Raw genomic sequence first — 11726 nt, forward strand, 5'->3', positions numbered from 1 at the left:
AATATAGTCATTCACACTCTGAGAGTTACACTTTTAAGTGATTCAGGGTATGCGCTTATTGGTTACGAATATTGTGCCAGAATCATGTGATTTGATGATTGCCGCTTTGCTTTCGAGCCAGTAAGTGCTCCACGTTCGCTAACGAATACTCAGGGCATGCAGAAAAACTGCTGACTATATTTCTTTCGAAGAGCGTGGAATGCGTACGAATCCCCGATAAAAAGGAGTTGGTGATGACTGCGATAGATCAGTTTGCTGCTCATATTGGTTTGGACTAGGCAGATAAAAAACACGATGCCTGTGTGCAATTTAAAAACGGTGAACGCGTATTCCATGTGATTGAACATACACCGAACCGCTTGATACCTGGCTGAAAGTCCTACACAAGCAGGTGAAAGGCAAGATCGCGGTCTCTGTTGAGTTGAATAAAGGTCCGGTGGTGTACGCTCTTCAGAAATATCCCTTTATAACCGTTTATCCAGTACACGCGTTATCACTGACCACTATCGGTAGACCTTCTGGCCCGGCGGCGCGAAGGATGATCCGCAAGATGCTGAGTTAGCGTTAGAACTAATGCTACGCTATCCCAAAAAGATAAAAGCCATTGAACCCGACAATGCGGATATCCGGTTGCTTCAACAGTTAGTTGAGCAACGTCGTCAGCTGGTTGAAGATAAACGCCGCTTTGTGAATCGGATAATCAACACACTTAAACAATATTATCCTCAGCCCCTGGAGTGGTTCTCACACCGGGGGGAGTTTACTGTTGTGTGAACTAATTACACGGTGGCCCAGTCTGCAACAACTGAAACGTGCCAGGCGCGACACGATCCGCAACTTTCTGAATGCCAAAGGTGGCCGTGCAATGGTCCTTACCGAGCAACGTGTTGCGAGTATTGATAACGCGATCCCATTGACTACAGACCCGAGTGTTATAGAGGCTAATGCTTTGATGGCAACAGCACTGGCGACACAAATTAAAGTCGTGAGTGAAATCATCAAAACCTATGATGAGCGAATCGAAACGCTGTTTGACACATTGCCAGATGCGGGGGCTGTTCAAATCACTTCCGGGCATGGGGCCGTGTATGGGCCCACGGATGCTTGCTGCACTTGGTGATAACCGTGACCGGTTTAACAGCGCTGAAGAAATTCAAAACTACGCAGGTATTGCACCGGTGACAGAACGAAGTGGCCAGAAATCCTGGGTTCACTGGCGATGGCAATGTGCTAAGTTTGTCAGGCAGACCTTTGTTGAATGGGCTGCGAAGACGGTTAACTCATCATACTGGGCCAGACTTTATTACCAGAGCCAGCGAGAAAAAGGGAAATCGCATCACTCAGCTATCCGGGCTCTGGCGTTTAAATGGATAAGGATCATTTACCGCTGCTGGAAGACTAGAACCCGCTACGACGAAGCGAAATATTTGCTGGCATTGGAAGAGCGACACTCGTCTTTACTTAGGCCATAAAAAGCTTGTCGAATGTCTCAGGGCGTGAAGCGGACATTGCTTTTTGGGTGATGACGGATGTTGAGACAAAGCCATTTTATGATAAATCAACATAGTTGATAGAGACAAAACGGAAGAAAAAATGAAGATCAGACTTGCTGTACCTGAGGAAGCAGAGAAATGTTGGAATATCAGAAATCTTTCCATCCGGGAGGGATGTAAGTCCAGTTATAGCGCTATTGTGCTCGAAGCCTGGACGCCTGAAACTATGCCTGAAAATTACAGAAAGGTAATAACGGAAAATCCTTTCTTTGTTGTTGATATAGCGGATACAGGGCTAGTTGCAACGGGATATTTGGATCTTTCATCTGGAAGCGTCGAGGCTATTTTTACATTACCAGATTATTTTGGTAAAGGTTTGGCCAGCATGATTATTGAAACGATTAAAGGTGAGGCTCTTAAAAGAGGGTTGAAACAATTGACTTTGTCCTCAACGCCAAATGCGAAAACATTTTATGAAAAGCATGGTTTTATGTTTATCAAGGAAAGTATCTGTCCATCAAGACTTGCCCAGACAGACTTACGCTGCATGGATATGTCCATTGAACTCTAAACTTAAATTATCTATGGCTCTTGGTAAAGCGTACGGATTTAACAGGGCAGCTCAAGAGTATTTTAGATAACTCTGAACTGCCTATAAACCGTATGAGCAAGGTCCGCTCTCAAAGCTGCCCTTGGTCGTAGCCGTGGGCAGCTTTGGGGAGTGTTAGAAATTCCGTGTCATTCCAGTAATATATCATCAAAAAGGAATGACAAATGTCCCAGCCCTTTGATTTTGACAAAGCCCTGAAAGCGCTACAGTCCGGTCAGTCCCTGACCGGCAAAGATGGCATCTTAACCCCGTTAATCAAACAGTTAACTGAAGCAGCCCTGTCTGCGGAACTTGACTCCCATTTGGCTTCAGATGTGGAAGCCAACCGTAAAAACGGCTCTGGTAAAAAAACCATTAAAGCCCCGACCGGCAGCTTCGAACTGACGACTCCGCGCGATCGTAATGGCACTTTTGAGCCTCAACTGGTGAAAAAGCATCAGACCACACTGTCCGATGAGATCGAGCGCAAAATCATTCGTCTGTTTGCGCTGGGGATGAGTTACCAGGATATCAGCCGGGAGATTGAAGATTTATACGCATTCAGCGTGTCTACCGCCACCATCAGTGCCGTCACCGATAAAGTCATTCCTGAGTTAAAACAGTGGCAACAGCGCCCGCTGGAGAAAGTTTATCCTTTCGTCTGGCTGGACGCCATTCACTATAAAATCCGCGAGGATGGCCGTTACCAGAGCAAAGCCGTTTACACTGTGCTGGCGCTGAATCTGGAAGGCAAAAAAGAAGTTCTGGGTCTGTATCTGTCGGAAAGCGAAGGGGCAAACTTCTGGCTATCTGTATTAAGCGATCTGCAAAACCGTGGCGTTGAAGACATCCTGATAGCCTGCGTGGACGGACTGACTGGGTTCCCGGAGGCGATAAACAGCATTTATCCGCAGACAGAGGTGCAGTTGTGCGTTATTCACCAGATACGCAACTCGATTAAATACGTGGCCTCAAAGCACCATAAAGCCTTCATGGCCGACCTGAAGCCGGTGTATCGTGCGGTGTCAAAAGAAGCCGCAGAAACGGCACTGGATGAGCTGGAGGCCAAATGGGGTCAGCAATATCCGGTGGTGCTCCAGTCATGGCGGCGCAAGTGGGAAAACCTGTCAGCGTACTTCCGCTACCCGGCTAACATACGCAAAGTGATCTACACAACCAACGCGATAGAATCGGTGCACCGTCAGTTCAGGAAACTGACCAAAACCAAAGGCGCTTTTCCGAATGAAAACAGCCTGTTGAAACTGCTTTATCTGGGACTGATGAATGCACGGGAGAAATGGACAATGCCGATCCAGAACTGGAATTTGACATTGTCGCAGTTAGCCATTTATTTTGAAGGACGACTGAATAGTGTGATAACGCTATAGAGTTTTTAACGTGACACAGAATTCTGAACGCTCTCGTATTGGTAGTTGTCAGTGCCAATTCTCTTAGCTCCAAATGGGTTCAGCAGGAATTTTCATTACTTGCCTTGAGCGAGATATCAAAACATGCATCAAGAGTCATTCCAGTCCTTATAGACTCCAGTTCTGTTCCGAGCTACCTATTAAAATATCTCTACATTGATCTAAATAAAGATCTAGAGGCTGGTCTAAGTTCGCTTATACATTCTTTAGAGGTTATAAAGCGCAAAGATATTGCCCGCCCACGTCTGCCGCCTGAGAAACGTAATGAAACTCACACTTCGCAGATTGCTAGCTTAGGAGCAGCTTTGAAATCTGGCCGCTTAACACTCGTTTGTGGTGCAGGCACTTCGGTCAAAGCGGGAATACCGGTCTGGAATGAGCTTCTTTTGAGCCTCCTCAGCTCTATAATCGAACGCCTTTCAAAAGATCATTCGCTGAAATTGGGCTCCGATGCAGCAGAGGAGTTCAACAAGCGCCATGGTGCGTCATCTCTGATCCTTGGAAAGTACCTTAAAAACAACCTAGGCAAGGACTTTGGCAAACAGGTTCGGGATGCTCTATATCGAGAAAATCCCACTGTAGTCCCTCCTGAATTTAGTCTTACCGCACAATGGAGTTCTCTGGTTAAAATACAACCAACGGAGGCTCATCATGAAGAAAGCGCGTTTCACTGAAACTCAGATCCTACGTGTTCTGAAAGAGGTTGAAGGTGGTCGGCATGTGAAGGATGTGTGCCGAGAAAACGGTGTGTCGGAAGCCAGCTATTACAATTGGAAAGCCAAATATGGTGGCATGGAATCCTCTGATATCAAACGAATGAAAGAGCTGGAAGAGGAAAATCGCCGGTTAAAGCAAATGTACGCATCCCTTAGTTTAGATCATGAAATTCTTAAGGATGTTGTATCAAAAAAACTTTAACGGTGCCTGAGAAGCGTGAGCTGGTGCGTTACGTCATGACGGAACATCAGGCCAGCGAACGACGCGGGTGCCGGATTATCGGTATTAGTCGAAGCCTGTTGCATTATTGCCCGAACACGGCGCGGGATCTGCCCGTGGTCGAGGCATTACAAAAACTTGCACATCAGCATCCGGCCTATGGTTTTGGCCTTATGTTCAATAAGTTACGTCAAGCAGGATTATCGTGGAATGCAAAACGGGTTTACCGGATCTACCGATTATTAAAACTGAACCTTCGGTGTAAAGGAAAAAAACGCTTACCTAACAGGCATCCACAGCCGTTGGTTATTCCGCATAAAATGAACCACTGTTGGTCAGTTGATTTTATGAGTGATGCCTTGATCGACGGGCGGCGATTCAGGTTATTTAACGTCGTCGATGATTTTAATCGGGAAGCGCTGGCAATCGAGGTTGATTTGAATATACCAGCTCATCGCGTTGTACGCATCCTGGAGCGGTTAAGTGCTGAAAGAGGCTATCCGGCATTTATACGCAGCGATAACGGGCCAGAACTTACAGCCGCTGCTTTAGCTGAATGGGCAGAGTTGCACGGCGTGATACTCGATTTTATTCAGCCAGGCAGGCCAATGCAGAACGGATTTATTGAGCGATTTAACAAAACGCTACGAACAGAAATACTCGATATGTATCTGTTCAGAACACTGTCAGAAGTCCGTGTGCTAACAGAAGACTGGCGCGCAGAATATAACGAAGAACGTCCGCATAGCTCACTGGGTGATATGCCACCCGTTATCTATGCGAGGCAAAAACTGGCCGGAGATCCTCATTGGCGGTGGTACTAAAAACCGGAGGGACTACAATTGCACTTTTTATAATATAAGAAAAAGGCTGTTCGTAATCATTTCTGAGAGTATTCCTATCTAATAGAATTCAACGTGGTGGCGTTGAGCACCAGACAATTAATATCACCATATGTAAGATTTATTCTACACGACTACTGATATTAATGATGCCCAATATCCCAAGGCCATGAGTCAGTGCATATCAATTGGTTCGATACGGCTCACGAACCAATTGATGATGCTGTGCCGTTGAATTTATTGGAAATCAGAATTCGTTTTTCCCTGTGTGTTGGTACATAAAATTAATTATCTAATTATTTTTATGACGAATTTCTCTCGGGATACGCCGCCCTTGTGAGTCGAAATAACGATTCGGCCAGATTTCACTTGCCTGTATGCCCAGTGCGTCAGCGATAAGTCGTTCGCCTTTCGGCCATGGGCGAATTAGCGCATTGGCGAGTGTTGATGAGCTGAGACCAGCCGCGCGAGAGACGGCGGCCAGCGTGGTGTTACGTTTGCGAAGGGCTGCAATGATGTCGGCAGGATGCCAGTCCATTCGTTGTTCCTGTTGTTCAATGTTCATACGTCCTCCTCTTGAATTGAAACTTTACTTCTTCCAGTAAACTATATCTTTATTATGGATTAAAAAACAACCAAAAATAAAGATAAAATTTATTTAGGAAAGAAATGCTTTAAGAAGAATTTGTTGAGAGAAGAGATAATTAACCTATGTTGATCAGTACCGTGGATAACACTGTGATTGGTAAGCGATTAAGACTAGCCCGAGTGAACAAGAGATTAAAGCAGGCAGAGCTCGGTTGCCTTGCTGGTCTGGATGAGGAAACGGCAAGCTCTCGTGTGAGCCAATATGAAAGAGAAGTCAGTGCGCCAGATTTTGGTCTGGTTTCTCGGTTCGCTACAGTGCTGGATGTTCCTGAAGCGTATTTCTATGCTGTTGATGACGATCTGGCTACCTTGATCTTACAATATCACCGTTTCAAAAAAGCCAACCCTAACTCCACGCTTATCATCACACCTCAGTAAGGTTGATGTCCTAATGCGTCATGGTATTCAATTCCTGTGCGTTTACCCTTCTAAATTTAATTATTCCTACTTTCAATAAATTAAATCTTCATTTTTGATCTAAAAATAGCCAAAAATAAATTTTAAATTTACTTAGTAAAGAACCACTTCAAGAGCGGCATGGGGGGAACGGCGATAATCGGCTTATGTTAATCTGCGAAGCAGGTAATGCCGTGATTGGTAAACGATTAAGATTGGCTCGAGTGAATGCAGGATTAAAACAGGTCGAGCTAGGTTGTCTCGCTGGGCTGGATGAAGAAACGGCGAGTTCCCGTGTAAGCCAATATGAAAGGGAAGTCAGTTCGCCGGATTTTGGTCTGGTTTGCCGATTTGCGGCGGTGCTGGATGTGCCGGAAGCATATTTCTATGCTGTCGATGAGGATCTGGCAACGCTAATCTTGCAGTACCATCGTTATAAGAAAAGTAACCCTAATTCTACATTGTTGATTACCCCGCAATAGACCCTCATTTATTCATCCTTAATTACTAATATAATGATATTTATTGTTTTTTATGATGCTTTGAGGGGCTCGCACACTAAAAAGCAGATCCTTTTTATCAGGATCTGCTCTTAAGAGTTTTATCGATCAGGCTGCTCCAGCCGTTTTATGTTGTTGCGCATAAATGTATGGCGCAACATATTCTTCCCGGTTGGTATCCAGATAATCCGACCACCATTGCATCATTGCTTTACGGGCATCGAGATATTCTGCTTTATGGATGTAAGCCGCTCGAACGCTGTTACGCTCCTGGTGACTCATCTGCCGTTCAACCGCATCCTGTGCCCATAGGCCAGACTCCATCAGGGCACTACAGGCCATTGCCCGAAACCCGTGACCGCAGATTTCATCTTTTGTGTCATAGCCCATCAGGCGTAGCGCCTTGTTGACCGTGTTTTCACACATCGGTTTATAAGGATTGTGATCGCCGGGGAATACCAACACCTGATGCCCGGATATTTCCCGTATCTGTTTCAGAATAGCAATGGACTGACGGGAGAGTGGAACGATATGTGGAGTGCGCATTTTTGCACCACGCCCGGAGTAGCGGACACCGGGGATGGACTCGCGAGTGGCAGGAATGGTCCAGATTCTATTTTTGAAATCGATCTCAGACCAACGGGCGAAACGCAGTTCACTGGAACGGATGAACAGGTGCAGGGTGAGTGATACTGCCAGGCGGGTTAATTCTCGTCCTTGCTTGTAGTCCTTAATACGGGTTAACAGTTCTGGTAGTTGTTCCAAGGGAAGGGCAGGGTAGTGGCGTTTAACCGGAGGGGCGATAATACCGCCCAGATTGGCCGCCGGATTATTTTCAATCAGCTCCTGATGCACGGCATGACGCATGATGTTGTACAGGTGCTGTCGGGTACGGGACGCCACTTCCAGCAGACCTTTTTTCTCAATCCCTTTCAGCAGATCGATGAAGTGTCGAGTTTTCAGTTCTGTGACTGGCAGGCGTCCAATTATCGGGAAGATATGGTTATTCATGCTGGTGAGCAGACGGGCGGCATGGTTCTCTGACCATGTTCTGTTACTTTTATGCCAGCTCAATGCCACAGTCTTGAAACTCTTTGCTGGAGAACGAGCTGCCTTTTCTGCGGCACGTTGCTGCGCCGGGTTGATATTCTGTGCCAGCAGTTTGCGGAGTTCATCGCGTTTCTGGCGTGCTTCTGACAGACTGATTAATGGATAAGCGCCCAACGCTATGCGGGTTTCTTTGCCACAAAAATAATATCTGAAATACCAGAGACGTGAACCAGTAGGTTTAACGTGAAGATACAGACCGTGTGAATCGGATAGTTTTATGGGGGTAACAGGTGGTTTTAAGTTGCGGATTTTAGTGTCGTTAAGAGACATATGCGGGTCACTCCATTATCGAACCGGAAAGACCCCAAATCTGACCACCAAATTCTCCCGATGCAGAGGGAAAATTGAACATGCATCGGGAAGAGTTTTCACGCTAATCTGTTGAATCTACATCATATAGGGATTCGCAAGAATGCATGAGAACAAGAATATGGCTCCTCTGACTGGACTCGAACCAGTGACATACGGATTAACAGTCCGCCGTTCTACCGACTGAACTACAGAGGAATCGTTGAGTGCGAGGGATGATAGCGGCAGTAGTTGGCCTTGTCAAAGGATGGAACCTTCTTCTGGAATCGTTTGATGCACTTCTAATCAACTCATTGAAACTATTGTTATAACATCCCTTACTTTGGCCTGACTAATCGGTGCACCAGCAAACTGGTGCACTTGCAGATTGCAAATGGCGCACCGTAATGGTGCGTTCAAGGGGGTGGCTCTATTGGAAAGACCATAGTGAATTCATAACCTTAAATTTAATGGACCATTACTTTTACTTATTTTTACAACCTCTTAAGCTCATCCCATGTTTTTTATTCATGACTAAAAGGAATATGGCGCGGTTTTTGCTACCTGTAGAAGGTGACTATTCAGGAGGTACACATGAATCTTAGACGACTCAAATATTTTGTAAAAATCGTTGATATCGGTAGCTTGACGCAGGCTGCTGAAATGTTGCATATCGCGCAACCAGCGCTGAGTCAACAAGTTGCTACGCTGGAAGGTGAGCTTGAAAAACAGTTGCTGGTGCGTAGTCGTCGTGGAGTGACGCCGACTGAGGCAGGAAAGATTCTATATTCACATGCGCAAACTATTTTAAATCAATGTGAGCAGGCAAAGAGTGCGGTTAATGGTGTTCGGCAAACGGTAAATGCCTGACCTTAACGCGGTCAGTTATCTGATATAGCTGACCGCGTTAATCCAACCTTTCTGGTGTTTCTTTGATTTCCTTCAGCACATATATCCTGCCAGAACGATTAAATCGTCTGTTTTTTCTTATAGATGAAGAGATATGCAATAGCCAGCACAATAAACCATATTGGTGTGACAAGCAGTGCTTGCCGGGTATCCGGCTGTAGCATCAGCAGGAATAGTACAAAGGCGAAGAAGGTGATGCATACCCAACACATGAATTTACCTAATGGCATTTTGTATTGCGAACTTTCATGTAACTGAGGTCGGTGTTTCCGATAAGCCAGGTACGAAAATAGAATAATGCTCCAGATAAACATGAACAAAATTGCTGATACCGTGGTAACCAGGGTAAATACAGTCATTACATTAGGGATCAGATAGATAAGAATGACACCTGATAGCAGACAGGTACAGGAAAACAGAAGTCCAGTAGAAGGAACTGCGTGCTTTGACAGAACACCGAAACGTTGTGGCGCATCGCCTTGTCTGGCCAATCCGAATAGCATGCGACTAGTGGAAAATATTCCACTGTTGGCAGATGAGGCAGCAGAGGTTAAAACCACAAAATTGATTATGCTGGCAGCTGCTGGTAATCCAACCAATACAAACATTTCAACAAACGGGCTGCGATCTGCTGCAATATGACTCCAGGGCGTGACTGACATAATCATGAGCAGAGCGAACACGTAGAACATAATGATGCGAATCGGTATGGCATTGATAGCACGCGGTAATACAACATGAGGGTTTTTTGTTTCAGCGGCCGTTGTACCTACCAATTCAATGCCTACAAAAGCAAATACTGCTATCTGGAAGCCGGCAAAGAATCCAGTAATCCCTTTGGGGAACATCCCACCATCGTTCCACAAGTTGGTAAAAGAAGCGGTGGTGCCGGATGGAGAGGGAAAGTGCATGGCAACGAGTACGACACCTATAATGATTAGCGCGGTGATAGCAATGATCTTTATCATCGCAAACCAGAACTCCATTTCACCAAACAGCTTAACAGTCGCCAGATTTAACGTCAGAAGCAACAGTATGCATAGCAAAGAGGAAATCCACTGGGAAACGTCGGGAAACCAGAACTGTGTATAGGCACTAATGGCAACAACATCTGCAATACCGGTAACTATCCAACAGAACCAGTAAGTCCAGCCGGTAAAAAAACCTGCCCAGGGGCCGAGCAAGTCGGCTGCAAAATCACTGAATGATTTATAGTCCAGGTTTGAGAGCAATAGCTCACCCATTGCTCGCATGACAAAAAACAACATAAAACCAATAATCATATAAACGAAAATGATTGATGGTCCTGCCAGGCTGATGGTTTTACCTGAACCCATAAATAGTCCGGTACCGATAGCACCACCAATAGCAATTAGCTGAATATGTCGGTTAGTTAGATTCCTTTGTAAGCCGTCATGGTCGGTTTCTGTGAGATCGCTAGCTTCAACCTCTTTTGATTGATCTACCATTTAATTGTTTTTCCTGTCTCGTGTCTGTGATGTTGTTAGATGCTCTTGAATGGCTCTCTGTAATATTTCATTCTAAACCAGTAGTAATATTATAGTGTCACTGCTGTACTTACTTTATAAGGGGTGAGCACAATTTTATATGGTGAAATAATGTTCGATGCGGGTCTGCCTATTTTATAGTCAATTAGACGGTAAGTAACAAATAAGCTCACTACAGTACAAGATATAGTATGAAAACCCAAACTTGGCAGCGAGAGTGTTGTTTAAACACAGTTATCTCTCTCAGTGAGTTAAAAAAATAATACGAACCATTTGACAGATGACGTTAATCAGAGAATAATGCGTTCCCGTTGGGTCGTTAGCTCAGTTGGTAGAGCAGTTGACTCTTAATCAATTGGTCATAGGTTCGAACCCTATACGACCCACCAACACTTACCTTGTGTCATTTCTTTTCATTCTATTGTTTTTTATCTACATATAGATATCCATTCGCGTTGACTGGTTAAATTCTCCATAAAAAGGAAATGTTAATTAATGTATTTTCATTAATTAATTATTTTGCGCGAAATAGTCTCGATTGATAGTATTATAAACTGAATTGAAAAATATAGTTTATATCCGTCATATTGCAAGTTGCTGGCGCTCAGCCACTCAAATTACCTACCGGGATCCTTTTGCTTACCCTCTTTCTGCGCCTCGAGACCTATTGGGTGTAGAATAAAAAATAGATAATAAACGAATGCATTAATATGATGATTAAAATAAAAAGTGATCTATCCCTATAAAGGGGCTATGATTTTTTATCAAAAATTATACTGTTATCTATAACGGGTTATCTTTATTTGTTTTATTTTGTTTCTAAATATTTCTTGCTAAGTCGAATATTTTGTTTTAGTGGCATATTTCTCTATTTTTATGATTACTTTACCTATATCAAGCTGACTAATTGTTTTTAAAATTAGTGTCAATAGCGTTTTTAAACAAGCGGCTTGGTATGCTGAAGCCTCTCCTGAAGCTATTGTAGTGAAATCACTATCGTCCATATTTTTTCTTAAAAAAGATAGCAGGCACTAAGATCTGATAAGTTTCAGGACATCATTACCTGTCAGATTATGGAAT

Annotated in this window: 10 protein-coding genes, 2 tRNA genes and 2 pseudogenes; 9 read left to right on the forward strand and 5 right to left on the reverse strand. The window is 44.4% G+C overall.

Annotation, left to right across the window (positions count from 1 at the left end; all coding sequences use genetic code 11):
- The first annotated feature begins 302 nt into the window (after nucleotides 1–302).
- The 5 genes and pseudogenes from PCO85_08065 to PCO85_08085 all read left to right on the forward strand — a co-directional run bounded on the left by PCO85_08065 (nucleotide 303) and on the right by PCO85_08085 (nucleotide 5269).
- Nucleotides 303–1472: pseudogene (locus tag PCO85_08065) on the forward strand (IS110 family transposase).
- A 121-nt stretch (nucleotides 1473–1593) separates the two neighbouring features.
- Nucleotides 1594–2064, forward strand: coding sequence for a GNAT family N-acetyltransferase (locus PCO85_08070; GenBank protein ID WJV55342.1), 471 nt, complete (start codon nucleotides 1594–1596; stop codon nucleotides 2062–2064).
- Between the two features lie 203 nt (nucleotides 2065–2267).
- Nucleotides 2268–3470 (forward strand): IS256 family transposase, encoded by a 1203-nt coding sequence (locus PCO85_08075; GenBank protein WJV55343.1) that lies wholly within the window; start codon nucleotides 2268–2270, stop codon nucleotides 3468–3470.
- 38 nt (nucleotides 3471–3508) lie between these two features.
- Nucleotides 3509–4183, forward strand: coding sequence for a toll/interleukin-1 receptor domain-containing protein (locus tag PCO85_08080; protein ID WJV55344.1), 675 nt, complete (start codon nucleotides 3509–3511; stop codon nucleotides 4181–4183).
- Nucleotides 4161–5269, forward strand: a protein-coding gene (locus PCO85_08085) for an IS3 family transposase (GenBank protein WJV55345.1) whose coding sequence is annotated in 2 segments (ribosomal slippage) — nucleotides 4161–4413 and nucleotides 4413–5269 — 1110 coding nt in all. Because the reading frame shifts where the segments join, the coding sequence is not laid out codon by codon here. Before PCO85_08080 ends, PCO85_08085 begins: the two co-directional genes overlap by 23 nt.
- A 310-nt stretch (nucleotides 5270–5579) precedes the next feature.
- Here PCO85_08085 and PCO85_08090 read toward each other — a convergent pair.
- Nucleotides 5580–5825 (reverse strand): helix-turn-helix transcriptional regulator, encoded by a 246-nt coding sequence (locus PCO85_08090; GenBank protein WJV56034.1) that lies wholly within the window; start codon nucleotides 5823–5825, stop codon nucleotides 5580–5582.
- A gap of 173 nt (nucleotides 5826–5998) precedes the next feature.
- Here PCO85_08090 and PCO85_08095 point away from each other — a divergent pair, with 173 nt between their 5' ends.
- Nucleotides 5999–6313, forward strand: coding sequence for a helix-turn-helix transcriptional regulator (locus PCO85_08095; GenBank protein ID WJV55346.1), 315 nt, complete (start codon nucleotides 5999–6001; stop codon nucleotides 6311–6313).
- 185 nt (nucleotides 6314–6498) lie between these two features.
- Entirely contained in the window at nucleotides 6499–6813 is a 315-nt protein-coding gene (locus tag PCO85_08100; protein WJV55347.1) for a helix-turn-helix transcriptional regulator, read from the forward strand.
- A gap of 126 nt (nucleotides 6814–6939) precedes the next feature.
- On the opposite strand, the gene PCO85_08105 is transcribed toward PCO85_08100, so the two are convergent.
- Together PCO85_08105 and PCO85_08110 are read right to left on the reverse strand one after the other, a co-directional pair.
- Nucleotides 6940–8211 carry an integrase arm-type DNA-binding domain-containing protein gene (locus PCO85_08105; GenBank protein WJV55348.1) on the reverse strand — a complete coding sequence of 424 codons (1272 nt, stop codon included), beginning with the start codon at nucleotides 8209–8211 and terminating at the stop codon, nucleotides 6940–6942.
- 161 nt (nucleotides 8212–8372) lie between these two features.
- A tRNA-Asn gene (locus PCO85_08110) sits at nucleotides 8373–8448 on the reverse strand.
- A gap of 375 nt (nucleotides 8449–8823) precedes the next feature.
- Between PCO85_08110 and PCO85_08115 the strand changes: the two are divergent.
- Nucleotides 8824–9090, forward strand: a pseudogene (locus tag PCO85_08115) (LysR family transcriptional regulator).
- Between the two features lie 107 nt (nucleotides 9091–9197).
- On the opposite strand, the gene cycA reads toward PCO85_08115, so the two are convergent.
- Nucleotides 9198–10607 (reverse strand): D-serine/D-alanine/glycine transporter, encoded by a 1410-nt coding sequence (gene cycA / locus PCO85_08120; GenBank protein WJV55349.1) that lies wholly within the window; start codon nucleotides 10605–10607, stop codon nucleotides 9198–9200.
- A gap of 352 nt (nucleotides 10608–10959) precedes the next feature.
- Here cycA and PCO85_08125 point away from each other — a divergent pair.
- Nucleotides 10960–11035, forward strand: a tRNA-Lys gene (locus PCO85_08125).
- A 444-nt stretch (nucleotides 11036–11479) separates the two neighbouring features.
- Here PCO85_08125 and PCO85_08130 read toward each other — a convergent pair.
- Nucleotides 11480–11650, reverse strand: a complete 171-nt coding sequence (locus PCO85_08130; protein WJV55350.1) for a DUF2594 family protein — start codon at nucleotides 11648–11650, stop codon at nucleotides 11480–11482.
- Nucleotides 11651–11726: the final 76 nt, after the last annotated feature.

It is taken from the genome of Prodigiosinella aquatilis, assembly GCA_030388725.1.
Lineage (GTDB): Bacteria > Pseudomonadota > Gammaproteobacteria > Enterobacterales > Enterobacteriaceae > Prodigiosinella > Prodigiosinella aquatilis.